25 protein-coding genes are annotated in these 25,805 nt (G+C 61.5%); 10 read left to right on the forward strand and 15 right to left on the reverse strand.

Annotated features, from left to right (window positions below):
• Nucleotides 1-3: 3 nt before the first annotated feature.
• The gene (locus F8A10_RS13670; protein ID WP_010394357.1) at nt 4-1,221 is read right to left on the reverse strand and encodes an MFS transporter; all 1,218 of its coding nucleotides are present in this window, start codon (nt 1,219-1,221) and stop codon (nt 4-6) included.
• A 56-nt stretch (nt 1,222-1,277) separates the two neighbouring features.
• Entirely contained in the window at nt 1,278-2,057 is a 780-nt protein-coding gene (locus tag F8A10_RS13675; RefSeq protein WP_040601774.1) for a cyclase family protein, read from the reverse strand.
• Nucleotides 2,058-2,300: 243 nt separating this feature from the next.
• On the opposite strand from F8A10_RS13675, the gene F8A10_RS13680 reads away from it, so the two are divergent.
• Nucleotides 2,301-2,960 (forward strand): TetR/AcrR family transcriptional regulator, encoded by a 660-nt coding sequence (locus F8A10_RS13680; protein WP_085502707.1) that lies wholly within the window; start codon nt 2,301-2,303, stop codon nt 2,958-2,960.
• On the opposite strand, the gene F8A10_RS13685 is transcribed toward F8A10_RS13680, so the two are convergent.
• Nucleotides 2,891-3,097: a DUF1330 domain-containing protein gene (locus tag F8A10_RS13685; protein ID WP_083825820.1), complete on the reverse strand. Its 207-nt coding sequence runs from the start codon at nt 3,095-3,097 to the stop codon at nt 2,891-2,893. The genes F8A10_RS13680 and F8A10_RS13685 overlap by 70 nt on opposite strands.
• Before the next feature lie 3 nt (nt 3,098-3,100).
• On the opposite strand from F8A10_RS13685, the gene F8A10_RS13690 reads away from it, so the two are divergent.
• Nucleotides 3,101-3,283, forward strand: coding sequence for a hypothetical protein (locus F8A10_RS13690; protein WP_406611792.1), 183 nt, complete (start codon nt 3,101-3,103; stop codon nt 3,281-3,283).
• A gap of 515 nt (nt 3,284-3,798) precedes the next feature.
• On the opposite strand, the gene F8A10_RS13695 is transcribed toward F8A10_RS13690, so the two are convergent.
• From F8A10_RS13695 to F8A10_RS13710, 4 genes are all read right to left on the reverse strand, one after another.
• The gene (locus F8A10_RS13695; protein ID WP_010394350.1) at nt 3,799-4,203 is read right to left on the reverse strand and encodes a RidA family protein; all 405 of its coding nucleotides are present in this window, start codon (nt 4,201-4,203) and stop codon (nt 3,799-3,801) included.
• 291 nt (nt 4,204-4,494) lie between these two features.
• Nucleotides 4,495-5,691, reverse strand: a complete 1,197-nt coding sequence (locus F8A10_RS13700; protein WP_152367597.1) for an MFS transporter — start codon at nt 5,689-5,691, stop codon at nt 4,495-4,497.
• Nucleotides 5,692-5,713: 22 nt separating this feature from the next.
• Nucleotides 5,714-6,091 (reverse strand): MerR family transcriptional regulator, encoded by a 378-nt coding sequence (locus F8A10_RS13705; RefSeq protein WP_152367598.1) that lies wholly within the window; start codon nt 6,089-6,091, stop codon nt 5,714-5,716.
• A 292-nt stretch (nt 6,092-6,383) separates the two neighbouring features.
• A complete protein-coding gene (locus F8A10_RS13710; RefSeq protein WP_010394341.1) occupies nt 6,384-7,286 on the reverse strand; it encodes a LysR family transcriptional regulator in 903 nt (300 codons plus the stop codon).
• Between the two features lie 100 nt (nt 7,287-7,386).
• On the opposite strand from F8A10_RS13710, the gene F8A10_RS13715 reads away from it, so the two are divergent.
• From F8A10_RS13715 to F8A10_RS13730, 4 genes are all read left to right on the forward strand, one after another.
• Nucleotides 7,387-8,460, forward strand: coding sequence for a 4-oxalomesaconate tautomerase (locus tag F8A10_RS13715; RefSeq protein WP_152367599.1), 1,074 nt, complete (start codon nt 7,387-7,389; stop codon nt 8,458-8,460).
• A gap of 61 nt (nt 8,461-8,521) precedes the next feature.
• On the forward strand, nt 8,522-9,493 hold the full coding sequence (locus F8A10_RS13720) for a Bug family tripartite tricarboxylate transporter substrate binding protein (protein ID WP_050804171.1): 972 nt from the start codon (nt 8,522-8,524) through the stop codon (nt 9,491-9,493).
• Nucleotides 9,494-9,496: 3 nt separating this feature from the next.
• Nucleotides 9,497-10,054, forward strand: a complete 558-nt coding sequence (locus F8A10_RS13725; RefSeq protein ID WP_010394335.1) for a tripartite tricarboxylate transporter TctB family protein — start codon at nt 9,497-9,499, stop codon at nt 10,052-10,054.
• Nucleotide 10,055: 1 nt separating this feature from the next.
• Complete coding sequence (locus tag F8A10_RS13730) at nt 10,056-11,561, forward strand: tripartite tricarboxylate transporter permease (RefSeq protein ID WP_085502697.1); 1,506 nt, start codon at nt 10,056-10,058, stop codon at nt 11,559-11,561.
• Nucleotides 11,562-11,614: 53 nt separating this feature from the next.
• Here F8A10_RS13730 and F8A10_RS13735 read toward each other — a convergent pair whose 3' ends face one another.
• The 6 genes from F8A10_RS13735 to F8A10_RS13760 are packed head-to-tail and all read right to left on the reverse strand — an operon-like array spanning nt 11,615 to nt 18,551.
• Nucleotides 11,615-12,601, reverse strand: coding sequence for a YncE family protein (locus F8A10_RS13735; protein WP_152367600.1), 987 nt, complete (start codon nt 12,599-12,601; stop codon nt 11,615-11,617).
• A 46-nt stretch (nt 12,602-12,647) separates the two neighbouring features.
• Entirely contained in the window at nt 12,648-13,607 is a 960-nt protein-coding gene (locus F8A10_RS13740) for a siderophore ABC transporter substrate-binding protein (RefSeq protein WP_010394328.1), read from the reverse strand.
• Entirely contained in the window at nt 13,604-14,380 is a 777-nt protein-coding gene (locus tag F8A10_RS13745; RefSeq protein WP_152367601.1) for an iron ABC transporter ATP-binding protein, read from the reverse strand. The genes F8A10_RS13740 and F8A10_RS13745 overlap by 4 nt, the downstream gene beginning before the upstream one ends.
• Complete coding sequence (locus F8A10_RS13750) at nt 14,377-15,327, reverse strand: iron chelate uptake ABC transporter family permease subunit (protein WP_152367602.1); 951 nt, start codon at nt 15,325-15,327, stop codon at nt 14,377-14,379. The genes F8A10_RS13745 and F8A10_RS13750 overlap by 4 nt, the downstream gene beginning before the upstream one ends.
• Nucleotides 15,324-16,334, reverse strand: coding sequence for an ABC transporter permease (locus F8A10_RS13755; RefSeq protein WP_319805339.1), 1,011 nt, complete (start codon nt 16,332-16,334; stop codon nt 15,324-15,326). Before F8A10_RS13755 ends, F8A10_RS13750 begins: the two co-directional genes overlap by 4 nt.
• A 3-nt stretch (nt 16,335-16,337) precedes the next feature.
• The gene (locus tag F8A10_RS13760; protein WP_152367603.1) at nt 16,338-18,551 is read right to left on the reverse strand and encodes a TonB-dependent receptor; all 2,214 of its coding nucleotides are present in this window, start codon (nt 18,549-18,551) and stop codon (nt 16,338-16,340) included.
• A gap of 190 nt (nt 18,552-18,741) precedes the next feature.
• On the opposite strand from F8A10_RS13760, the gene F8A10_RS13765 reads away from it, so the two are divergent.
• Together F8A10_RS13765 and F8A10_RS13770 are read left to right on the forward strand one after the other, a co-directional pair.
• Nucleotides 18,742-19,386 carry a TetR/AcrR family transcriptional regulator gene (locus tag F8A10_RS13765; RefSeq protein WP_010394315.1) on the forward strand — a complete coding sequence of 215 codons (645 nt, stop codon included), beginning with the start codon at nt 18,742-18,744 and terminating at the stop codon, nt 19,384-19,386.
• 136 nt (nt 19,387-19,522) lie between these two features.
• Nucleotides 19,523-20,125, forward strand: a complete 603-nt coding sequence (locus tag F8A10_RS13770) for a nitroreductase family protein (protein WP_010394313.1) — start codon at nt 19,523-19,525, stop codon at nt 20,123-20,125.
• A gap of 371 nt (nt 20,126-20,496) precedes the next feature.
• Here F8A10_RS13770 and F8A10_RS13775 read toward each other — a convergent pair whose 3' ends face one another.
• Both F8A10_RS13775 and F8A10_RS13780 read right to left on the reverse strand, forming a co-directional pair.
• Nucleotides 20,497-21,405, reverse strand: coding sequence for a CobW family GTP-binding protein (locus F8A10_RS13775; RefSeq protein WP_152367604.1), 909 nt, complete (start codon nt 21,403-21,405; stop codon nt 20,497-20,499).
• 2 nt (nt 21,406-21,407) lie between these two features.
• Complete coding sequence (locus tag F8A10_RS13780; protein ID WP_152367605.1) at nt 21,408-23,042, reverse strand: amidohydrolase; 1,635 nt, start codon at nt 23,040-23,042, stop codon at nt 21,408-21,410.
• A 57-nt stretch (nt 23,043-23,099) separates the two neighbouring features.
• Between F8A10_RS13780 and F8A10_RS13785 the strand changes: the two genes are divergently transcribed.
• Both F8A10_RS13785 and F8A10_RS13790 read left to right on the forward strand, forming a co-directional pair.
• Nucleotides 23,100-24,092 (forward strand): LysR family transcriptional regulator, encoded by a 993-nt coding sequence (locus F8A10_RS13785; RefSeq protein ID WP_010394307.1) that lies wholly within the window; start codon nt 23,100-23,102, stop codon nt 24,090-24,092.
• Between the two features lie 104 nt (nt 24,093-24,196).
• Nucleotides 24,197-25,789, forward strand: coding sequence for an ABC transporter substrate-binding protein (locus tag F8A10_RS13790; RefSeq protein WP_152367606.1), 1,593 nt, complete (start codon nt 24,197-24,199; stop codon nt 25,787-25,789).
• The last annotated feature ends 16 nt before the right edge of the window (nt 25,790-25,805 follow it).

A 25,805-nucleotide genomic window follows, 5' to 3' on the forward strand; every position in this document is an offset into this window, starting at 1 on the left:
GCGTCACTGCGCCGGAACGACGGATGCGGATTTCTCAAATCGCGGCAGGCACAGGATCACCACCGATCCCGCGACCAGCAGGCAGATCACCGTCCAGATGGTCGAATTGTAATTGCCCGAGGCGTCATAAAGCCTGCCCGCCAGCGCCGGCCCCGTGGCCGTACCGATCAGGAACATCGAGTAGATAAAGCCATAGACGAAGGCATAGCGGGCCATGCCAAAATATCGCGCGGTCAGATAGGCGATCAGATCAGCCTCAGCCCCAAGCGACAGGCCGATCAGGGCCGCAGCAAGCGGCACCATGCCCGGACCTCCGTAAAGCAGCAAGAGACAGCCCCCGGCGGTCGCGAGAAACAGGGTCGCAGCCACATAAGGAGCGAAAAAGCGGTCGATCAGCCAGCCGGTGAGCAGCCGCCCACCCAGCACGCCAAAGCCAATGACCGAGGCGGTACTGGCCGCGGCAATCGGCGTCATGCCCGCATCCCGCAGCAACGGCACCATGTGGACGACCAATGCAGACACCGCCACGGCGACAGCTGCAAATGAGATGCCCACACTCCAGAACAGCCGGCTGCGGAACAGTTCGCCCCGACCCTCGGCAAGGCTGGCTTTTGCGACGCGCGGCATGGGGGCGCTGCGAAACCCCAAAAGAACAAAAGGCCAGGGAACCAGCGCCAGCAGGGCCAGGACAAGGTAACCCGTCCGCCAGCTATAACTTTGGTTCAGGCTGGCAAGCAGCAAGGGAAGGGTGATGGCGGCAACGGCAATCCCTGCTTGCGAGATGCCAAGCGCCAACCCACGCACCTTGTCAAAGGCTCCATTCACCGCGCGGGTGTAATTGATCGGGGTCGTCCCTGCCCCGGCCAAAGCGGCCAGTGCGTAAAGCATATGGAATTGACCGATCGAGCCCTCAAAACGGCTCATTGCGTAAAGTACCCCGGACAAAAGCGGGATCGAAACCAGCGCTACCAGCCGCGTCCCGACACGGTCGATCAGATTGCCCAGAAACGGCGCGATCACCGCAAGAACCAACGTCGTATAAAGGAATGACGAGGTTACTTGCCCCCTGCTCCAGCCGAATTCAGCCTCCAGCGGAGCGACAAAACTGCCAAGGCTGTAGAAGGGCAGAGAGCTAAGCCCCGCCGCACTGCCAAGCGTTGCTGCCAGCAGCAGAACGCCGTTCCGACGAAACTCGCCAGAGCTTTCTTGATTCTGGATCATCGGTTTATCCCTGAAAAGACGTGAGGACATGCCCGCCGCAAGCGCGGCGGCGCAGTTCATTCGTCAAAGATGGCGACGGCGCGGGTCCAGCCGGCAGAGGCCGCGCGGATCTTGACCGGAAAGCACGACACCATAAAACCAAAGGACGGCAGGCCTTCCAGATTGTGCAGCTTTTCAATCTGGCAATAGCCGCGCACCATCCCGGCGCGATGCCCTTCCCAAATGATGGCGGGGTCGCGAGTTTCTTCCCACCGCTTGCGGGTATGGACGAAAGGCGCATCCCAGGACCAGCCGTCGGTCCCGACGACACGGATACCGCGCTGCGTCAGCCACAGCGTCGCCTCGCGCCCCATACCGCAGCCACGGGACACGTAATCCGGCTGACCATAGGCAAGCCCGGCCGAGGTATTGACCAGCACGATATCGCCCGGCATCAGTTCGTGGCCGATACGGGCCAACTCGGCCTCGATTTCGGTAGCCGAGACCAGATGCCCGTCCGGCAGATGGCGAAAATCCAGTTTGACGCCGCGACCATAGAACCAGTCCAGCGGCAATTCATCAATCCTTGCCGCCGGAACACCGCCATCCATGGTGGAATGATAGTGATAAGGCGCATCGACATGGGTGCCGTTATGGGTGGAAAGCCGAACTTTCTCGAGCGCCCAGCCCTCGGACCCCGGCAGTTGCTCTACCGTCATGCCAGGAAAGAAGGCAATGATGTCCGGTCCGGTGGCATCATGGGCAAAATATTCGATGCTGGGCCCCATGCCCGGCGGGTCGGCATAGTCCGTATTCTCAATCGGGACCGACAGATCAACGATGCGGCGGCTTGACATGCGCACCTCCTCCCTCAAACGCAGGGCATGACCGACCAACCCCCGCGAATGGATACGCAAGGTGGTGCCGTCAGGACGGCAGACAGATATGCCCACAAACATGAGCCCGGGGGCCCAATTCTCCCTCGACCTGACCTGCCGCGCAATTCGCAGCTTTTGGACCGGGTCCACTGCTGATAGCAAAGAATCAATGACCCGTAAAGAATTTGATTGGTCGTCCGTTCAAATTTGAGATCCGCCGCCATGACCGAGAAACCAACCTCTGACCGCATCCTTGACGCCGCCGAGCGCCTCTTTGCCGAACATGGTGGCGAGGATGGTGTTTCGATGCGCGAACTTGCGGCGGCGGCCGATGTGAAGCTGTCACTGCTGAGCTATCACTTTGGCGGCAAGGCCGGCCTTTATCGCGCAGTCTTTGCTCGCCGGGCCAACCAGCTGGCCGAGGCGCGCAGCGATGCGCTGGCTCAGGCGATCGGGCGCCCCGAATTCGGCATCCGGGATTTGGCCGAAGCCTTTGTGCGCCCTTCGGTCGCGATGCGCTATTCCGGCAATCAGCAGGGGGCAGCTTTCGCATTGCTGACAGCCTTTGAGGCGATCGACCCGCGCGAGGCCAGGCGCGGCATCCTGGCCGAGCATTATGACCCCACCGCGCAGCGCTTTATCGCGGCGCTGTCGCAGCTCTATCCCGGCGCACCGCGTCAAAGCATCGCCGACGCCTATCTGTTCATGGTCGGCGCACTGGTCATGACGCTGGCTTCGGGCAGCCGCTTTGCGCGTCTGGGCGCACATGACAGCAGCAAGCAACCCTCCCCCGATACCGAAAGCCTGACCCTTCATCTGATCGACTTTTGCACGGGGGGTGTTGATCGGGTGCTGTCAGCCCATAAACCGACGGCAGGGTGACGGCAGCCTGTCTGGACGACGCCCTCAACAATGACGACATGCCCATCACAGGCACCAAGACGGCGGGCGCGGGCTTGCTGATACTCCGGCGCATGATAACAGGCATACGCACTGGCAAGGTCAGGAAAGCGGATCACGGCATGACGCTGAAGGGCAGGAAGGGCCTATCGGCGACGCCGATCTTTGCTGTCCTCTGCGCCTGCGGCCACAACACCCGCAAAATCCTTACCCATCTCGGGGCGCTTTTGTCCCTGTTGCTTCAGCGGGTCGCCGCAATCCTTGGACAGGAAAATCCACGCATCAAGGTCAAAATAGCCGCCTGAAAGGTTGTTCAGACCGGACTCTTTACCCCACCGCCTGATCTCGCCTGCATCACAACCATCACCCGCGTTGCCGCCCCCCTATCGCAGGCGACCGATATGGCCTCTGGCGACAGCACTGGACTGTGCAGATCACCGCCTCTTTGGTGAGGCGAGGACAGTGAAAGCACCCTCATCACATCCGTGCAGCAGAGCTCAGGTTAGTTCCCAGTGTTTCCGCACCTGCCTTCACGCAGGCCGCACAGGAAACTGTCCCAGCTTTGCTGGGGTCATGTGATGCGCCCCATCGCGCAGCTTGCAAGAAAGCCGAACAGAACGATGAAGCACTCAGCCCCGCAGCCCTGTTTGGCATCAGGCAAACAATAGGATGACGGGCCAGGCACTCCGATCAACATACTCATAACCCACAAACCAGCGCAGACATTGTTGACGGAGCCGATAGCACGTCGTCGGCATCATCGGATGCCAGACGGGCAGCCGCCTGGGCAAGCGGCCGCCTTATCTGTCGCGCGATATGATCAGGGGATAGCAGCGACTGCATCAATCTCGACCCTGACAGCCGGATCATAAAGCGCGGCGACACCGATCAGCGCACTTGCCGGAGGGCGGCTCTGGTCGATGTGGCGATCTCTTACAGAACGGATTGTGCCAAGGTCAGCAGAGGACAGGTCGCGGATATAGATCGTCATTCTGGCGACATTCGAGAAATCCGCATTCGCCGCCTGCAACGTGTCTTTGAGGTTCTGGAACACCTGCTCCAGCTGATCTTCCAGCTCTGGTCCCGCCAGGGTTCCATCCTGGCGCAGCGGCACATGGCCCGACAAAAACAGCAGCTTGCCACTTTCGACCAAAATGGCCTGCGAAATATTGGGGATGTTGATGTCAGCGGGATTCACCGCCTGCATTTGTGCCTTGAGGGTCATGTTTTTGAAACTCCGATATCAGTGCGGTCCGTCGGACCGCTGGGAAAGGCGCCGGTCAAAAGTCAGCGCGACAAGGGGAAAGCCAGCCCGCAGAAGGCATGTCTTGTAAGCTGGCAGGCAGGATGGAGCGTGAAAAGGACACGCCTCTTTTCGCCCGTCCAGTGATTATGCGGCCAGTTCCTGGTTGATCCTCAGCCGGGAAGCTCTGTCCATTCTACGCAGCGCGCGCCTATGCAGCATACGGGGGACAGAAAGTTGGGGGCGGCCTCATGCCCGGAACTGTTTGAAGGGTCAGGCTGCGGACTGGCCGCGGCGCACGCCGACAGACAACGCAAGAGTCGCCAGCAACAACAGCGCAGCGGGGCAGAGCCACAGCGGCACAGTGCCGATACGGCCCAGCGTTTGCGCGACCGGGGGCGCGAAACTGGCACCAAGGAACAGCGCAAAGCTGTAGATGGCAAGGGCAAGGCCACGGTTGGTATTGCTTGCCCGGCCCGCGACGGTTGCGATCAGGCCGGGAACGGCAAGAGCAACGCCCGCAGCAAGGGCGGCGGCGGCCGCGCCAATTGCAAGCGACGAACCAGCCGTAGCGATGGCAAGCGCCAGCGCCGCAAGCACCAGGCCCGCCCGCGCAGTCACCGTGGCACCGTATCGACGGGTCAGGGGCGCCGCTGCGAATGCCAGCAGCAACGGCGGCAAACCGATCAGGCGCAGGGTCTGCAGATCAATGCCAAGCTGTGCACCCAGAGCCTGCGCGCCACCGTAGAATGAGACAAACCCGAACAGGACGGTAACCGCAGCAGCCCAGGCCGCAAGGATGACCGGATCGCGCAAAAGCGAACCAAGACGCGACCCGCCCGAGACAGGCGCAGAAGCAAGCGTCGCGCGCCCTGCCGACACCGCAAAAAACAGACCCGCCGCACCAAGCAGATAAAATGGGGCAAGCTGAAGCATCGTCTGGGTCATGCCTCCAGGCGCCCATGCAGCAAAAAGTTGCGCCAGCGGGGCTGCACCAAGAAATGCGAAACTCATCAGCGATACGCCTAGCGGGCGATGCTTTGGCGGCAGTTCCTCAGTCACCAGCGACAAGGCAACAGGGGGAAAGATCGAGGCAGCAAGGCCTTGTACCGCCCGCGCTGCCAAAAGTGCCTGAAAGCTGTCGGCGAGGGCAACAAAGCCAGTTGCGATAGCCGTCGCAATCAGGCCGATCAGGATCATCCGCTTGCGGCCCAGACGGTCCGACATCGGCCCAAGCAGCAGAAAACCTGCCGCATATGCCACGCCGAAAGCGGTGCCGGCCAAGGCTGCCTGTGCCGGATCGATGCCAAACCGTGCCGAGATTTCGGCGACCATCGGGATCGTTACATAAAGCTGGCCAACCACCATGAACCCGCAGGCCATAAGCAGCGCGAGCAACGAGATATGGCGCACTGCCAGGGCCTCGGCCCTAAACTGAGACCCGACGTTAAGTGTAGATTTAAGATGCATGTAATCCTGTCCCCTGCCCGTCCTATTGCTGCTGCGCCTCTGCGATCAGCTTGTGCATACGGGCAATGCTGGCTTCCAGATCGCGCCGGAACGCGGTCAATTCACTGATCTGGGTATCGGCCTTGGCGATCTGCGTCTGCAGGATCTCCAGCACCTTTTCCTTGCCCTTGATGCCGCTTGCATCTTCAAAATACAGGTCGATGACAGCGGCAATTTCGTCCAGACTCAGCCCAAGACGCTTGAGCGCGGCGATCTTTTCCAACCGCTTGAGCGCGGTCTGGTCGTAATAGCGATAACCCGCACCCTCACGCTCGGCAGGTTTCAGCAGGCCCAGACGTTCGTAATAGTGGATCGTGCGATGGCTGACTCCAGCCCGCTCGGACAGTTCTCCGATTTGCATACGAGACGACAATTTCGCACCACATTAACCTGACGTTGGGTGTATATCTAGGGAGGCAGAGGCAGGTTGTCAACCGCGCCCCCAATTCGTCCCTGCATACGCGGGGATAAGTCCGATTTCTGCCAGCGCCCAAGGCGGGTGGCCGGTTCATCCCCGCGTATGTGGGACCAGACTTGTTGCAAACCTTTGACTATCCTGCATTTCCACCATGTCAATAAAACTACTGATTTTGCTGGCCGAAAACAGCGGCGATCCGGGCCCCAAAAATCGTCACCCTACCCAAGCGCCAGACTTAGCCCCGCCACTCGGTCACAAGCATCTCTCTGAACCGCATGGCCGATGGTGACAGGCGCGCCCCGCGCCGCTCGACCAGCCCGATCGAGCGGGTGACAATCGGATCGACCAGCTTGATCGTCGCGATCAGCGGATGCTCGCGTTGCGGGGTGGCGAGCTTTGGCAGGACCGATATGCCCAGACCCGCCTCGACCAGCCCCAAAGAGGTGGAAAGGTGGTTCACCTCGTAAAACCAGTTCAGCTCAAGCTGCTGATTTGCGGCGGCAAGAGCGTGGTCCAGCACCGCACGGTTGCCCGATTTCTTGGAAACGCCGATCAGCGGATGGCCCTGCAGCGCCTCCCATGGCAGGGTCGAGGTCGCGGCCAGGGGGTGGTCGCGGCGACAAGCCAGAACAAAGGGATCCTCCATCAGCGGGGTAAAGATCAGTTCCTCGCGTGAAGCGCCGATAATGTTGATGCCGAACTCGACCTCGCCATTCGCGACAGCATCCAGCCCCTCGTTCGCCGACAGGTCCATGATGCGAAAGCGGATACCGGGAAAGCGTTGGTTAAACGCTTCGATCACCCGCGGCAGAAAGTAGAAGGCCGCGGTCGGCACCGAAGCCAGCGTCACCTGTGCGCGGTGGCGGCCACGCAGATCGCTGATCGACAGGATCGATTCCTCGAATTCATCGACCAGCCGGCGAACCAGAGGCATCAGCTCGCGTCCTATCTGGGTCGGAGCCACGCGCCTGGTCGTACGCTCGATCAACTGAGCGCCAACCGCCTCTTCAAAGGATTTGATCCGCCGTGACAGCGCGGGAGTGGACATGTTCAGATAACGCGCCGCCTCGCTGAACGAGGAAAATTCCAGCACGGCCAGAAAGGCGCGAAGATCCAGAAACTCGAAATTGTTTTGCATTACGCAATAATAATGAAATTCTTTGCAATTCACAACACAGTCTGATTGTAGCAATTGCTTCTTCGTGAGGTGGACGGTGGCACCTCGGAGGAGAATCAGCGTGGACGATCAGATCCGCATTCCTTGCGTCATGATGCGCGGCGGCACGTCTAAGGGGCCGTTCTTTCTGCGCAGCGACCTGCCCAGCGATCCGCAACAGCGCGATCAGCTGCTGATCGAGATCATGGGCTCGGGCCATCCGTTGCAGATCGACGGGATCGGCGGCGGCAATACCCTTAGCTCCAAAGTCGCGATCATCGGCCCGGCCACGCGCGAAGGGGCGGATGTCGATTACCTGTTTGCACAGGTGAACGTGCTTGAGAGGCTGGTGGACACCGGGCCGAACTGCGGCAATATGCTGTCCGCCGTCGGCGCCTTTGCCATCGAACAGGGCCTTGTTCCGGCCCAGAACGGCGAAACCCGGGTCAAGGTTCACAACGTCAACACCGGCAAGATCATCGAGGCGCGCATCCAGACACCGGGTGGCGAATTGCGTTATCAGGGCGATACCCAGATCGACGGCGTTCCCGGAACAGCCGCACCGGTATATCTGGCATTTCTGGAGGCGATTGGCGCAAAGACCGGCAAGATGCTGCCCTCGGGCACCCCGCATGAGATCATCCACGGCATCCCGGTGTCGCTGATCGACGGCGCGACCCCGGTCGTGATCGCACGAGCCGAGGCTTTTGGCCTGACCGGTTCGGAAAGCGCGGCGGAACTGGACGGGAACCGCGATTTCATGGCGCGTCTTGAAGAAATCCGGGTCGAGGCCGGCTCCCGGATGGGGCTTGCAGGGGTACGCAACTCGGTCCTGCCAAAGCCAGTGCTGATCGGCGCGCCAAGGAATGGGGGCAGCCTCGCGGTGCGCTATTTCACCCCGCATAGCTGCCACAGCGCGCTTGCGACCACGGGGGCAGTCTCGATTGCGATTGCGGCGACCCTGCCCGACAGCATTGTTGGCGCAGCGCTGTCCGATTTGCGCTATCCGGCTGATCTGACATTTGAACATCCGACCGGTCGCATGAACGTCCGTGTCGAACTGGATGAGGCGGCAGGAGGCAGGCCAGTCGTCTTTGTGACCCGCACCTGCCGCCGCCTTTTCGAGGGTGCCGCGCTCGTGCGCCGCAGGAACTGACAAGCTTGACGGCGTCGAGGAGGCGCTCGCCACCACTCTGAACACAAGGGAGGAATTCAGGATGATGAATTATACACGCCGATTCATGCTGGGCGTTGCCGCAGCGGCCCTGACGCTGACCTCGATGCCCGCGATGGCACAGGACTATCCGTCAAAACCCGTGACGCTGGTCGTCTCTTACGCGGCAGGCGGGGGTACAGATGCCATCGCGCGGATCTTTGCCGCGCGGCTGGAAACCGCGCTTGGGGGCCGGGTGATTGTCGAAAACCGCCCCGGCGCCGCCGCAAACATCGGCACCGATGTCGTCGCCAAGGCCCAGCCCGACGGCTATACGCTGCTGATCGGCAATCAGGGGCCGATGGTCGTGAACCCCCATATCTTCAGGCTGCGCAACGACCCAGCCGAGACGCTGGACCCGATCGCAATGATTGCCGATGCGCAGCTGGTCGTCGTCGCCGGCCCCAGCCTTAAGGTCGACAGCATGCAGGCGCTGCTGGACAAAGCAAGGGAAAGTCAGCTCGTCTATGGCTCGGCCGGCAATGCCTCGGCAAGCCATGTTGCCACCCTTCTTTTGGGCCAGACCGCCGAGGTCAAACTGAAGCACGTCCCCTATAAAGGCGCGGGTCCTGCGATCAACGACCTTCTGGGTGGGCATGTCGATTTCATGGTCACTACGGTCCCCTCGGTCATCGGGCTTATTCAGGACGGCACGCTGAAGGCTTTGGCCGTCACCGGCAAGGATCGTTTCCCCGGCCTGCCCGATGTACCGACCGTGGCCGAGGCCGCGCTGCCCACCTATAGCGCCACGGCCTGGTACGGGTTGCTGGGACCCAAAGGCCTGCCGCAAGAGGTACGCGACAAGCTTGCGGCGGCCACGCAAGAGGCACTTGCCGATCCCGCCTTTATCGAGAGCCTGAACAAGGATGGCGGCGTGCCCTCTGATCTGGTCGGACAGGATTTCGCCGGTTTCATGGCCGCCGAGCGCGCCCGCTGGGGCGAGGTCGTCAAAGCCGCCGATATCAAGGTGGAATAAGCGATGACCCAAGGCCCAGAAACAATCCAGGTCGATCTGCCGGCGCATGAGCCAGCGCAGCCCCTGCCGCCTCTGTCAAGCCCATGGCTCGGTCGTGAACGGCTTGCCGGGCTTAGCCTGATCGGTCTTGGCCTTTTTGCGCTTTACGCCAGCGCCGATCTGCCCTTTGCAAGCGAAAGCGGCGTGGGGTCGGGACTGTTGCCGCGCGCGCTGGCCTTGATCCTGATCGCGCTGGGGTTCGTGCAGATTGCGGTCACCTGGTCTGACAAGCCTGAATCGACCGGGCGCTGGCCGGTCCGCGACATGCTGCCGGTGCTGATCGGGGTGTTTCTGTTCGCAATCACCATCCGCGGCTACCAGTTCGGCACCTTCGAGATCCCTGCGCTAGGTATGGCGGTGGCAACGCCCTTGGCGACATTTCTGTCCGGTCTTGCCGCAAAGGATATGCGCATCGGCGAGCTTGTCGTCTTTAGCGTGATCCTGACCGTCGTTTGCATCGGTCTGTTTCGCTATGCGCTGGGGCTGTCGCTGCCCGTGGCCCCATGGTTGATCGGATACTGACATGATGGCCGTTCTTGAACATCTGGGGCTGGGCCTTGCGGTCGCGTTCACCCTGCAAAACATCCTGTTCTGCTTTATCGGCTGCCTTATCGGCACGCTGGTTGGCGTGCTGCCGGGCGTCGGACCGGTGGCGACAATTTCGATCCTGCTGCCGGTCACGCTGTCGCTTGACCCGACCGGGGCGCTGATCATGCTCGCCGGTATCTATTATGGGGCTCAATACGGCGGCTCGACCACCGCAATCCTTGTCAACATCCCCGGAGAGGCCACCGCGGTCGTGACCGCCATCGACGGGCATGAGATGGCGAAAAAGGGCCAGGCCGGGCTGGCGCTGGGACTGGCCGCCATCGGTTCGTTCATCGCGGGCACGGTGGCCACCGTCGTCATCGCTGCGCTTGCAACGCCAATGACGCGGCTGGGCCTGCTGTTCGGGCCGGCCGAGTACTTCTCGCTCATGATCATGGGGCTGGTGCTTGCGGTCGTGCTGGCGCATGGCTCGCTGGTCAAGGCGCTGGCGATGATCGTCGCGGGCGTGCTTTTGTCCTGCGTCGGCGCGGATATGGAAACCGGGCGCGAGCGCATGACCTTTGACATCTACATGCTCAGCGACGGGATCGAGTTCACCGTGCTGGCCATGGGCATTTTCGGCTTTGGCGAGATCTTCAAGAACCTTGCCGATCCCGAAAAGCGGGACGTGATGCGCAACAGGATCGGCCGCCTGTTGCCAACGCTGAGAGAGCTGCGTGAGAATTTTGGCGCGATCCTGCGCGGGACCGGCCTCGGCTCGGTTCTGGGCGTGCTGCCGGGCAATGGTGCGATCCTTGCCCCATTCGCCAGCTATGCTTTGGAAAAACGCCTGTCCGACCGGCCTCAGGATTTCGGCTCGGGCGTGCCGCAGGCTGTCTCGGGTCCTGAATCGGCCAATAACGCGGGTGCGCAGACCTCGTTCATTCCGCTGCTGACGCTGGGCATTCCTCCGAATGCTGTCATGGCGCTGATGGTCGGGGCGATGATGATCCAGGGCATCGTGCCGGGACCGCAGGTGATCCAGAACAGCCCCGATCTGTTCTGGGGACTGGTCGCCTCGATGTGGATTGGCAACCTGATGCTTGTTGTGATCAACCTGCCTCTGATCGGGCTGTGGGTAAAGCTGCTGAAGGTGCCTTATCGCCTGCTTTTCCCGGCCATTGTCGCCTTTTGCTGCATCGGTTTGTTCTCGATCTCGAACGACGGGGCACAGGTGATCATGGCGGGGATCATGGGCCTGGTCGGCTTTGCCCTTTACAAGCTGCAGTTCGAGCCTGCGCCGCTGGCCCTCGGCTTTGTCCTGGGCCGGTTGCTTGAGGAAAAGCTGCGTCAGGCGCTGATCATCTCGGACGGAGGCATGGGCACTTTCGTCACCTCGCCCCTGTCGGCGGCACTGCTGCTGATCGCACTGGGGGCGCTGGCGGTCGCCGTTCTGCCCTCGATGCGAAAATCGCGCGAAGAGATATTTACCGAAGCTTAAGATGCCAATACGCGGCCCTGGAAGGGCCGCGTATTCTCACCCCCGAATACATCTTACAAGGCAAGGCGCACGACACTTTCCACGCCGCCCTTGACTTCGCCCTCAGGCGTCTTGACGGTGACGTAAAGAACGGCGTTCTGCGCATCCAACGCAAGGCTGTTCGGCGCGCCATCCATCAGGACACGGCCCACCAGTTCAAACGTGTCACTGTCCAGAATGGCCAACGTCCGGTCGCCGCGATTGGTGACATAAATGCGGCGACGTGTCGGGTCATGCAGGACCGCAATCGGCCCGACGCCAACCGGTGCGTGCCGGATCTCGCGCCCGGTCGCCGCCTCAAGCTCAAACAGGCGATTGCCGCGCCCCTTGCGGCGATAGGTCGGCAGGTGCTCTTGCCAGAGCGTATCGAAATACGCATGGCCCTGATCGGTCGCAAATATCCGCCCGCCCGCGGCATCAAGCGCCAGATTAAGCAGCTGGTCCCCCGGCGTCTCGGCCTTTCCGATGATTTTATGCGTCGCGCGGTCCAGCGTGATGATCTGGCCCTGCATGTTCGAGATGAATATCCGCCCCTGCCCTTGATCCAGCGCGATCCCCGTCGCGACGAACCCAAGGCCCGGCACCACCCGCTCTACCGCAAGGGAATGCGTATCAATGACATGCAGCGCGCTGTCCGAGAATGAGACACCCGGCGCGTAAAGCCGGCGTTGCTGTGGATCGGCAATAAGTTCGCGGAAATGATAACCGTCCCCGAACGCGGTCAGAGGGATGATCGCAGTGACGGCACCGGCGGCAATATCAATCACCGTGATCTCTGGTTCGGTGCCGCCGCTTGCATAAAGGCGACCCGCCGCATCATCCAGCGCAAGGCCAAAGCCCTTGCCCGGCAAAGGAATCTCAGCCTCGACCGCAAGCGTGTCGGGGTCAAGGCGCAGGATGCGTGACGACCCCGGGGCCCCTGCAGAGGCGACAAAAACCGCGCCCTGACGCCGAGAGTGGACAATTTCGTAAAGACCCGGCGCAACGGCTTTTTGCAACATCCGGTCCTGCCTTTTGCGGTTTTCGGGACCCTCGCCCGGTGCGGATTTAATGCGCATAGGCGCGGCTTACGTCGTCGATCATGATTTCCAGCGGCGTGATGCTGGCTGCGGTCACATACCAGGCCTCGGGATCGACAAGGATCACCCTGCCCTTTTTCCAGGCGTTGGTTTCACGCAACAGCGGATTGCCGATGGTCTCGGGGTCCAGAACGGACCGATGCTCCATCACCGCGGTTCGATCAATCACGAAAATGATGTCAGGGTTGGTGGCCTGAATGAATTCGCTGGTCACGGGTTGACCATGAACCCCGGTCTCTGCCGCGTCATTGGCAGGTCTGACCCCGAAGGTTTCGAATACGAAACCATAGCGTGAATGCGGGCCAAAGGCGCTGAAAGCACCGTTGTTGTGCATGACGATCAGTGCACGCTCAGGACGGTCGCGGGTCAGGTCGCGCAGGGCGATCAGCTTTGCGTCAAGAGAAGCCAGCCTTTCCTGCGCCCGCCCCTCCTTGCCAAAAATCCGGGCGAGCAGCAGGAAGTGATCCCGCACGACCTCGATATGGCCCGCCCCGCTATCGCGGTAATCGACATCGAAATGCAGGACCGGGGCGATGCGGCTCATCTCGCGGTAATGTTCCGCCTGTAGCGAGGTGATAAGGATCAGGTCCGGGCGCAGGGCATGGATCTTTTCAACATTGGGTTTGACGATAAAGCCCAGATCCGCAACCGCCGGATCTTCCCGGTACTTCGAAAGGAAATGCGGCACATAATCCTTGGCCGTGCCCGCAACCGGCACGCCAAGCTGGTCCAGGAAATCAAGCTCATTCATGTCAAGTGCCGCGACCTTTTCGGGCCGATGCTCGATGCTTGTCGTTCCCAATGCATGTTCGACCTGAATCGGGGCAAAGGGCACAGCCTCGGCGCTGGCAGGACCGGGCAGCAGGATCGCCAGCGCAAGCGCCAGCAAAAGGGGGGCGCCGCAGCGCAGTCGGGGGGATCGGCTCATCCCGCTTCTCCTTTCGGGGTGAAGTAATCGCAAAGCCGGCCATGCGGGCGCGGCAGGATGTGGAAATCAAGGCCATAGAGATCGCGCAGCCCGGCCTCGGTCACCACCTGATCGACCGTGCCCGAGGAATGCAGCCTGCCGTCCTTTAGCGCGATGATCTGGTCAGAATGGTTGGCAGCAAAGTTGATGTCATGGATCACCGCAACGACCGTCCGGCCCAGATCGTCGCAAAGCGAGCGCAGCGCCTGCATGATCCGCAGCGCGTGGCGCATGTCGAGATTGTTCAGCGGCTCATCAAGCAGCAGGCAATCGGTCTGCTGGGCAATCGTCATGGCCAGAAAAGCCATCTGCCGCTGACCTCCACTAAGCTCATCAAGCCGCGCCTTGCGGATTGTATCGAGCGACAGAAATGCAATGGCCTCATCCGTGGCGCGGCGATCCTCGGCGGTCGGACGGCCACGGTTGTGGGGAAAGCGGCCGAAGGCGACCAGTTCCTCGACCGTCAGGCGTAACTCGATGGCGGGGAACTGGCGCAACGTGGCAACGCGCCGGGCATATTCAGCCCGGGAAATGCGGGCAATATCCGCACCGCCAAGCGTGATCCGGCCTGAACCCGGTTCGGCCAGACGCGCAATCAGCATCAGCAGCGTCGATTTCCCCGCGCCGTTCGGCCCGATAATCGAGGTAAGGCTTTGCCTTGGAAACCGCGCAGTGATCCCCGTCAGGACGGCGCGCGTACCGTGGCTTTTGCCGATGTCGGTCAGAAGGATCATATCATGCTCCTTTGGCGCAGCATCAGCGCCAGAAACCAGACGCCACAGGCAAGATTGACCAGAATGCCGACCGTGGTGCGATAATCGAACAGGTGTTCGACCATCAGTTGCGCCAGCAGGAACATACCGACAGCGATAGCGCAGCCCATGGGCAGGGTCAGGCGATGACCTGCGCCCGGCGCCAGTGCATAGGCAAGGTTGGCGACGAAAATCCCCATGAAGGCTGTGGGGCCGATCAGACTGGTCGATACCGCGACCAGCACCGCGATCAGCATAAGCAGCCTGCGCACCGCACGACGATGATCAATGCCCAGCGACATCGCCTGATCCCGGCCAAGCGCCAGCACATCAAGGGCCGGCAGCCCGCGCCAGCCCGCCAGACAGATCACGCAGAACAGGATGGTCGAGACAAGCAGACGCCAGGGCTCAACCCGCTCAAACGAGATCTGCGCGGCGGACTGAAAGATCGCGAACTCTCCGGGGCTGATGCGCAACTGGAGGAATTGCGTGACGGTACCGATCACCATGGTCAGGACCAAACCGACCAGCATCAGCATCCACAGGTCCGCCCGCCCATCGCGAAACAGCCAGCGGTCAAGGGTAAGCGAATAGCCCAGCATAAACAGGATCGAGAGCAGGAAGCCCCCGCTGCCGCCCCAGAGGGTCAGGCCTGAGGCCCCAAGGGTCAGGACCAGAACCGATTGCAGCAGCAGATAGACTGCCTCATATCCCATGACCGCCGGGGTCAAGATCCGGTTGCCTGCGACAGTCTGAAAACTGATCGAGGAAAGCGCCACGGCGCAGCCTCCGACGATCATCGCAGCAAGCTTCATCAGTCGCCGGGGGATCAGCCAGACCGGGTCAGCCGCAGCGCCTTGCAGGACAAAGGCCAGCGCCAGCAGGGCAAGACCAAACGCAGTCAGGGCAAAAGTCGCGCGCGCCGTCATCGCCTGCCCCACAGGATCAGAAACAGAAACATCAGCCCGCCGACACCGCCGCCCGTCAGACCGACCGGCACCTCGTAGGGCCAGATGATGAGCCGCCCGAAAAGATCACAGATCAAAAGCAGCATCGCACCACCTGCCGCAATCATTGGCAGCGTGCGGGTCAGGTCATCCCCACGCCAGAGCGAGACCAGATTGGGCACCACCAGCCCGACAAATGGAATCGCCCCGACCGTGATCACCGTCGCCGCCACCGTGGCCGAGACGAGGACAAGCCCAAGGACCACCATCGCGCGATAGCCAAGGCCAAGGCTTGCCGCGACCTCTGCCCCCATGCCGATCAGGGTAAAGCGGCGGGCAAAGACATAGGTCGCGGCGACCACCGGCAGGACCAGCCAGACGACCTCATAGCTGCCCTGCACGACCTTTGAGAAATCGCCCAGCATCCAGCCCTGCATCCCCTGCAGAAAGTTGCGGGAATAGGCATAGAATTCGGCCAATGCGCCCAGCACACTGCCATACATCAGCCCCGCCACCGGCACGAGTACCGTCGCACGCAGCCTTGCGGTAATCACGGCAAAGATCAGGCTGGCAGCAAGGCAGAACGCCATGGCCAGCGCCATACGGACACCCTGCCCCGCCCCGGGCAACAGGGTCAGGGCGACCAGAATGCCCAGCTTGGCTGCCTCCAGCCCGCCGGTGGTCGCGGGTTCGACAAACCGGTTACGCAGGATCTGTTGCAGAACCGCGCCACAGACAGCAAGCCCCGCGCCGGTCAACACCACTGCCGCCAGCCTTGGCAGACGGCTGGCGGTCAAAGTCAGCCATGCCTCACCCGAAAACGTGGTCAGCTGCGCCAGTTCCATCCGCCCTGCCCCGACCATCAGCGACGCAAGGCAAAGGGCGGCAAACAACGCCCCCGGCAGGGCCCGGCCCATACCGCGCCGCCGCCAGGGGCGACAATCGTTACCTGCCCCCGGCCCGGCTGCGGGGGCTACAGGCCTGTCCATGGATCAAAAATCCATACTGGCTGACAAAAGGAAGGTCCGCGGCGCACCATAGCCACCGGCAAGATTGCCACCGGCCCAATAGGCCTTGTCAGTGACGTTCTGGATCGTCGCGCGGACCGTCAAAGGGTTGCCGCCTATTTCGGCCTCATACCGGGCACCGATGTCGAGTACCGTATAGGCGGGCAGCGACAAGGTGTTGTCGTTGCTGGCATAACGCTTGCCCGTATGGTTCAGGGCACCGGTCAGCGTCAGGCCGGGCACCGGGGCAACGTCATATTCCACCCCGAGTTTCGCCATAAAGGCCGGAGTTCCCGCCGCCTTCCTGCCTTCATTCTCTGAAACGCTGGCCTTGGTGATCTTGGCATCGGTATAAGACGCGCCGCCCAGCAGACGCAGACCGGGTGCAACCTCACCAAAGACGTTCAGTTCAATCCCGCGGTTGCGCTGTTCGCCGTAAACGCCATAGACCATGGTCACGGGGTCCAGATAGGCGCTTGGCTTGGTGATCTGAAACAGTGCCAGTGTTGTCGCAAATGCGCCCTGATCCCATTTCCCGCCCAGTTCGACCTGCCGCGTCCGATAGGGGGGCAGGGTCTCACCCGCGTTCACTGCGTTTGCCGGGGCATCCTGCCCGGGGCTCAACCCCTCGATATAGTTGCCATAGAAAGACAGCTGGTCGGTCGCCTTATAGACAAAGGCCAGTGCGGGAGAGGTCCGGCTGGAATCATAGCTCGCGCTTGTCGTGCGAACGCCCGTGGGGCTGATCATCACATTCGAGCTTTCGACGGTCTGATGACGCAGGCCAAGGGTCAGCTGCAACCGGTCGTCAAACAGCTTCATCGTATCGGCAACGCCGATGCTGGTCAGTTTCTGATTGATGATCTGGGTCGGACCGCTGGCATCATAGCCGCTTAGATCCGGGGCATGGCCCCAGTCGGGATTGGCGATATTGGTGGTCGAGGTAATTCCCAGCCGCGCATCCTTATAGGTGTTGCCGGAATCGAAACGGGTCGCGGTAATGGTCCAGTCATGCCCGACCGCACCGGTGATGAAACTGCCGCGCAAGCCCAACTCGGCTGATTCCTGTGTCCCGTCGCGACGCGAACGGATGGCGCTGACCGTCATGTCCCCGGCATTGTTCAGCAGCGTGCTGCTGGTCATCAGCGCGTCATATCCCCCGGTGCGGCGGCCATATGCGGCCCAGGCGGTGATATCGTCGGTAAGATCAACCTCTCCGCGCAGAACAAAGGTCTCGGTCTCATTGGTGTTAAAGGACCACGGCGCGGCCAAGGAATGCTCGCCGCTGCGCGCCTTGGGCAGGGTGGTCACGTCGCTGCCTGCCGAAAGGCCGAAATAGTTCACGCCCTTCATATCCTCGCGCAGCTTGTAATAGTCCAGCGCAGCGCGGGCCCGCTCACCCCGCCAATCCAGCGCCACCGAACCCATATCGACGCCATGCTTCTGGTTTTCGACCGCAGTATCGCCGTCGCGGGTTACCGCATTGACGCGCAGGCCCCATTCCTTATTCGCGCCGAACCGACGACCAACATCCGCATGAAGGCCCCACAGGCTGTCCGAACTGTAAGAGGTCGTCACCCGGGTCAGGGGATCGTCGCCCGCGCGTTTGGGAACCAGTGCCACCGCGCCACCCACACTGCCGCCCGGAGGCATCCCGTAAAGGAAGGTCGAAGGCCCCTTTAGCACCTCGACCCGCTCGGCGAATTCGGTGGTGCCGCGCATGTTCGGCGCCATCCCGACCAGCCCCGCAAAGGTCACGTCATCGGCCGAGCTGAAAAAGCCGCGAATCGTATAGGTCTCATAGATATTGCGCTTGTTCGGAACATAGATCGCAGGATCCGTGCCGCCGATAGCCGAACCGATATCCTGCGCCTCGCGGTTGCGCAGATGCTCATCGGTATAGGCGATGGTGCTGTAGGGCGTCTCCATAAAGTCCTTGTTGCCCAGGATACCGACGCCGCTGCCGGCAGCCACCTGACCGCCGGAATAGGCGGGGGCCGTACCACCCTTGGCCCGCAGGACAATGGTGTTCAGCCGGATCGCCGCACCTTCTGCCGGCTCTGCCGCGCCGCTAGGCGCCTCTTGCGCAGCGGCAGCAGTGGAAAGCGCAAGCCCGGCCAGAATCGTCGTCACCCACAGCCGGCGGGCGACGGTCCGAACGCGGCCTGTCTCGCCCGGTATCATGTTGGAATTCTTCATGGTCATTGTCCCCGCAGTATTTAGTTGCATATGTCTCAACTAAATTCGGAGATGGCCTGTAAACCAACCTACAGAAACAGTCAACTTAATGTTTTGGTCAGATGAAGAGCCCAGATTTGGTTAGAAACGACAGGCGATATGCTCTATGCGCGCCTGCGTGGCCGCCCCATCAAGACCAGAAAGGAACGCCATGAATTCGGACACCCCTGCCGCACCCCGTGGCCGCCCGCCGACCATCACGCGCGAGCGTATCGCCAATGCCGGTATCGCCATCGGCCTGCCAGAGCTGACCTTTGTCGGGGTCGCAGCCCGGCTGGGTGTCAGCCACATGGGCCTTTACAAGCATGTCTCGGGGTTGGAAGAGCTGCGCCGCCTGATCGCCGAAGAGATATTTCTGCGCTGGCAGTTTCCCCCACCTGCCCAAGCGAGGCGCGAGAACCTGCAAACCTATATGACCGGGTTTGCGGAATCGATCTGGCGTCTTGTCGCTGCCCATCCGGGGATCGCCCCCTATCTGCTGCGCGGCGACATGATCACCCCCGCGATGACCGAAAAAATCGTCGCGCATCAGGAGGCAATGATGCTTTCATGCGGGCTGACCTTTGCACAATCCCGCTGGCTGCTGCTGACCATCGCTTTCCATTGCGTCGCCGTCGCCGATACGGTGCTGCCCCGGACCGCACGCGACGCACCAACTGACCCGGATGAAAACCCGATCGACCCCGAGCACCGCGACGGAATTCGCGCCTTGATCATCGGGGCGATGTCCATCCTCGATCAGATCGAGAGCTTTCCCTATCCGGTCGAGGCGACAGCCGGATACCAGAAGGGCTGAAACCCCACAGCTTGCGCCATTTCATGCGGCCTCCCAATATCTGGGGGCCAAGGCTTGCCGCCGCCCGTGATGCGGGGCAGAACTAGGCGGCAATCATCCAGCCTCCCCGGCGGATCTTAGTAAGGTATGATCCATAATGACCAACAAGACCATCGAACTGCTTGCCCAGCGGCGGACCCAATATGCACTTGGAAAGAGCCTGCCCCATTCTCAGGATAAGGTTGAAGCCCTGATCAAACAGGCCATCCGCCTGTCGCCCTCGTCCTTCAATTCGCAAAGCTCGCGCGCTGTCATCCTGTTCGGCGCGGAAAGCGATAAAGTCTGGTCGCTGATCGAGGCAGAGCTGCGCAAGATCGTCCCCGCCGACGCCTTTGCCTCGACCGAGGCCAAGATGAAGGGGTTTGCCGCCGGTGCCGGCACCGTACTGTTCTATGAAGATCAGGACACGGTCCGCGACCTGCAAGAACGCTTTCCGCTTTATGCGGATGCCTTCCCGGGTTTCTCCAGCAACTCGGCGGGGATGGCCCAGCTGGCAGTCTGGACCGCGCTGGCCGAAGAAGGGATCGGCGCAAGCCTGCAGCACTATAGCCCCATCGCGGATGAGGCTTTGGCGCAGGCCTTCGGCATCCCTTCCAGCTGGAAACTGATCGCCCAGATGCCCTTCGGCTCGAACGAAGCCGCGCCGGATGAAAAGACATTCATCGAGGATGAAAAGCGTTTCGTCACACTGGGCAGGTAAGCCTTAGCGGGGGCGGCTGCCGCCCCCGACTTTCCCCGACGGTTCAGGTGGCCCGCCCCAGCCACCGCATTGCATCACGCTGACCAGCCGTTTGCCGCCGTGATGCAGGACAATTCCTGGCAGCCTCGCATTCCGCCCGCAGCTCATTTCGCGGCACAAATTTCCGGATGTTCCCGAAGGCGGCCAAAGGCAGGTGGTCGCGCACCTCCAGCCGTTCAGGGAAATACTGCCGGTCAAGGCGCTGGCCGGACAGGAAATCCACCGAGGATCGCCGCGACGGAATGAACGCCTTTGCTGAAAATCGAAAGCCCTTATTTCGCAACCGCTAAGCCGACTTCGGCCAGCAGGGACGGATCATCGCGGCGACATTCTTAAGCCACCGCCAAGCCCAGATCAGCCTCAAGCCGCGCCAAAGCCTTGGCATCGGGCGAGATTGCGACCAGCCGGTTCACCTGCATACCCTCGGGCAGCGCGGCAGGATCAAGCGACAGCGCGCCACCTGCGAGTTGTACAAGAAGGGGGCGCTCGATCCCCGCGCATCGGACATAGCCCTTAAGCCGGTGAACCGCGTGCCGATGCCGTTCGATGATCTCGGCCAGCCGCCCGCGTTCGGGCGCGGGGCCGAGTGCGATGGTGCGGCTGGCAAACAACCTTTGGTGATCACGCTCGGGCGCAAGCGCCAAAAGGCTGCGGCCATCATGGGGCGCAGCCAGCGCCTGCATAAAGACCCCATCCAGCGCACGATGCTGGCTTGCCAAAGGGTTCAGCCCGGCAGTCAGCCTTGCCACCCGGCGCATGGATGCACGGGAGGCGATATCAGCACGTGACAAAAAGACGGCGTCGGCACCGCGGATCTGGCTTTCCACGACCTTGCCTATCCGCGGGTCAGCCAGTCGTTCGGGCAGCGTTTGCGGGTCAGTCACCGCCACCACCGCCCGACAATCCAGATCCGGCTCGGCCAAAGCAAAGCTCGCCAGCCGCCGGGGTTCAGCAACGCCGCTTGCCTCGATCATCAGCCGGTCGACCTTGTTGCCAAACCGCAGGGCCCGCTCAAAGGCCTCGAACAGCCCACCGCCCATCGTGCAGCAGATGCAGCCGTTGCTAAGCTGGATCGTATCCGCTGAGCGGAGTGAAATCAGTGACACGTCAATCGCTATATCGCCGAAATCATTGACCATGACGAGGATACGCTCTTGCCGCTGTTCAAGCAGGCGGTTCAGCAGCGTCGTCTTGCCCGCACCCAGATAGCCGCAGAGGATATTGACCGGCAAAGGTGCCATGTTCAGAACGAACCCGCCTGAACCGGCTTGCCGCCAAAAATGGTGCCCCAGACCCGGACTTCGCGCAGACTCTCGGGGCCAAGCACATACGGGTCATCCTCAAGCACGGCGAAATCGGCACGTTTGCCGACCTCGACCGAGCCCAGCTCTCCGTCAAGCTTCAGCGTATAGGCGGCACCCAGCGTGATGGCGTTAAGCGCCGCGTCCAACGAGATCCGTTCCGAGCTGCCAAGTTGCCGGCCGCTGTCGGTCAGGCGGTTGATCGCACACCATGCCGTAACCAGCGGTGCCAGCGGCGTGATCGGGGCGTCCGAGTGGATCGCCAGCGGAATCCCCATTTCAAGCGCGCTGGCGCAGGGGTTCATGCGGCAGGCGCGTTCGGGGCCGACGGTCACCTCATAATGTTTGTCGCCAAAGTAATACAGATGATTGGCGAACAGGTTCACGCAGCATTGCAGCGCAGCGATGCGGCGCAACTGGGCGCGGTCGGCCAGTTGGCAGTGCTGCAGGGTGTGGCGGTGATCGGGGCGGAAATGGCCTGAAAGCGCCGCCTCCAGCGCCTCGATCGCGGCAAGGCTTGCGCCGTCACCGTTGACGTGGATGTGCATCTGGACGCCCTCGCGGTTCAGCTCATCCACCAGGGTGTTCAGCGCCTCGGGGGCGATATTCCAGATGCCGTTGTCGATACCGCTGTGAAAGCCCGGCGCATTCAGTTGCGCGGTAAAGCCCTGAATCGAGCCATCCGTGACAATCTTGACCCCGCCAAGCCGCAGCCGGTCCGTCGAACGCGCCCGCAGCTCTTTTGCGCGCACAGCCACGGCCTCAGGCGGCAAAGACATGGCCGAAAGCATGGGGACCAGCCGCAGCGGATAGCCTTCATCACCCGTCATCGCAAAAAGGTCGGCCAATGTGTCATCCGGCAGTTCGTTCAGAAGGTCGGTCGAAGTCGTAACCCCCGCCCGGCAAGCAGAGCGCGCAAAATTCCAGACAGCCTCGGGATCGCCGCTTAATGAGCGAAAGCTTGCGCCGACCCGGCGCATGACCGGGAACATGGCGCCCATTTCCTGCAACTCGCCGTGCAACGCGCCATCCTCGGTGTGCACAACGCCGGGAATATCGGTGTTCTCGTCATATCCGGCCATTTCCAGTGCGACGCTGTTGGCGGTCAGCAGATGCACGTTCGAATGCAGCACCATGACCGGCCGCGTGGTCGATACGCGGTCAAGATCCAGCCGCGACAACCGGTCTCCGGGCACGAAAAGCGGATCGAAGCCCCAGCCGATGATCGGCCCGTCGGCCAGTTCCCCGGCCCGATCACGCAACCGCTCGACCAGCGCATTGGTGCTGCCGATCCCCTTCCACAACCGTCCATCCGGGGCGATGCGGTCGTAATGACCCAGATAGGTGAAGCGCCAGACCGAACCTTCCATCATATGGGCGTGACCTTCGACAAAACCGGGCATCAGTACCTTTTCGGCAAAACGCTCATCATAGCGCAGCTCTCCACGACCGCGCATCTCTTCGGGTCCGCCGACCGCAAGGATGCGCCCGTCACTGGACACCATGACATGCGTGGCCTCGGGCCGGGATGGGTCCATGGTGATGATGCGGCGGGCTGAAAATACGGTCGGGATCATGAAATTTCTCCGTCAGAAGCGGCGTTCAGAGCAGATTAGCCGTGACAAAGATCCTGTGTGAAATGCATAATTTCGGGGTATTTCCGCTATTTTGATGAGGGTTCGATGCATTACACGCTGAAACACCTGCACTACATCGAAGCGGCCGAGCGGCACCAATCGATCACTGCCGCAGCCGAGGGGCTGGCAGTTTCGCCCTCATCCATCGCGGCCGCCATCGACCATATCGAGGCACAGCTGGGCCAGCCGATCTTTGCCCGCGTGCCCTCACGCGGGATTGCAGCAACCAGCTTTGGCCGCAAGATCATCGACGAGATCCGCCTTTTGCTGGCAGCGCAGTCGCGTTTCGACGGCAAGATCACCGATCTTGAGCAACGCATCGACGGCACCGCCCGAATCGCCTGTTTCACGCCGCTGGCACCGATCCTGCTGCCGACCATCCTGTGCGAAGTTCGCGAACGTTACCCAAATCTGGCAATCGAGGTGATCGAGGGGAACTGGGAAGAGCTCGCCCGCGCCGTCGATACGGGTGACGCCGATTTCGCCTTTTGCTATGGGATGGCTAACGACATGACCTATCGCTTCCTGCCGCTTTTCGTTGCCCATCCCCATGCAGCGTTGCCCGCGGTTCATCCGCTGGCCAGCGGACGTTTCGTCACGCTGGAACAACTGGCGCCCGAACCGCTGGTGGTGCTGGATCTCGACATGTCGCGGCGCTACCTGATGGAGCTTTTTTCGGCGCGGGGGCTGAAACCGAACGTGGTCTATTCAGCCCGCTCGACCGACATGATGCGGGCGCTGATCGCCGCCGGAATGTGTTACGGGATCTTTAACATCCGCCCAATGAGTAAGCAGACCTATGCCCGGGGCGATCTGGTCCGGCTGCCGCTGGCGGGCGAACATGACGCCCCCCGCGCGGGGGTCCTGACTCGCCGTGACGTACAACTGTCGCCAGTTTGCGAAGCGATTATAGCTACTTGCGAGATGCAGGCGATGCGCGGGGAATTTGACCGCGCCTTTGTGCGGCCCTACCTTCCACAAGATTTCTGAGGAATTCTGGCGCAAAAATGCATTTGCCGGAAAGGCCGCCTATGGCCGATCCATTGGATGCAGCGCCACCACAGAATTTGGCGCGCGACCAACAGGAGATTCAGATGATCCCGAGCCCTGCCTTTTCACGTCGGTTCCTGCTGGCCGGCGCGGTCGCCCTGGCCGCACTTGGCACCGCCCCCTCCATCTCTGCGCAGGAGGCGCAAAGAGGTGGCACGCTGGTCGTCGCCTCGGTGCAAAAACCACGCCACCTGAATGCCGCCGTCCAGTCGGGCATCGCAACCGCCGTCCCCGCCGCACAGATTTTTGCCACATTGCTGCGCTATGGTGAGGATTTCGAGCCTCAGCCCTATCTGGCCGAAAGCTGGTCGTTCAGCGAGGACAGCAAGGTTCTGACCCTAAAGCTGCGCAGCGGCGCGACCTTTCATGACGGTCAGCCGATCACCGCCGAGGACGTGATCTGGTCGCTGGGCGTCGTCAAGGAAAACCACCCGTTTTCAAGCATGCTCGCGCCGGCCGAGACCTTTGAGGCGCCTGACCAGCAGACCGTTGTCATCCGCATGACGCAGCCCCATCCCGCGATCCTGCTGGTGCTGTCATCGGCTTTGACACCGATCATGCCCAAACATGTCTTTGACGACGGGCAGGACATCAAGTCGAACCCGAAAAACAACATGCCCGTCGGCTCGGGCCCTTTCAAGGTAACGGCTTTCGAGCCGGGGCAGCATATCATCCTGGAGCGTCACGATGGCTTTTTCCTCAAAGACAGGCCCTATCTGGATCGGATCGTCATCCGCCAGTATCAGGATCCGAACTCGGCCGTGCTGGCGCTTGAATCGGGCGAGGCGCAGCTTTTCCCGATGCTCGACTCGACCCGACTGATCCGGCGGCTTGAGAAGTCCAGCAGCCTGACCATCAGCGATCAGGGTTATGCCGGGATCGGTCCGGTAAACTGGCTCGCCTTCAACACCAAGCACCCCGCCCTGTCCGATGTGCGCGTGCGTCGGGCCATCGCTTACGCCATCGACCGCAATTTCATCACCAAGGCCCTGCATTCAGGCCTGTCCAAACCCGCGATCGAGCCGGTCGTGCGGGACAGTCCCTTCTTTACCGAAGAGGTCGAGCGTTATGACTTTGATCTCGACAAGGCCAAGGCTCTGCTGACCGAGGCAGGCTTTGGCGAAGGGGGGCAGACGCTGAAACTGCGCATCGACTATCTGCCCGACACTGACGAGCAGCAGCGTTCGGTTGCGGAATATGTCAAGGCGGCGCTGGCCAAGGCGGGGGTCGAGGTCTCGGTCCGCGCCTCGCCGGATTTCCCGACCTGGGCACAGCGTGTGTCCTCTTATGATTTCGATATGACGATGGATCTGGTCTTCAACTGGGGCGACCCGGTGATCGGGGTGAACCGGACCTATCTGTGTTCGAACATCCGACAGGGGATCATCTGGTCTAACACCCAGCAATATTGCAACGAAGAGGTGGACCAGCTCCTGAACGCAGCCGGGGACGAACCGGACCTGACCAAGCGCAAACAGCTTTACGCCCAGGCGTTTGGACAGATCACCGCCGACATCCCGATCCATTTCCTTAATGAGATTCCCTATCACACGGTCTGGTCTCAGGCGGTGCAGAACCCGCCCATCTCGATCTGGGGGGCAATGGGGCCGATGGATGAGGTCTGGCTGAAGCAATAACCGGCAGAGGCAATCG

Origin of the sequence: Paracoccus kondratievae, from assembly GCF_009301415.1 — a bacterium.
Lineage (GTDB): Bacteria > Pseudomonadota > Alphaproteobacteria > Rhodobacterales > Rhodobacteraceae > Paracoccus > Paracoccus kondratievae.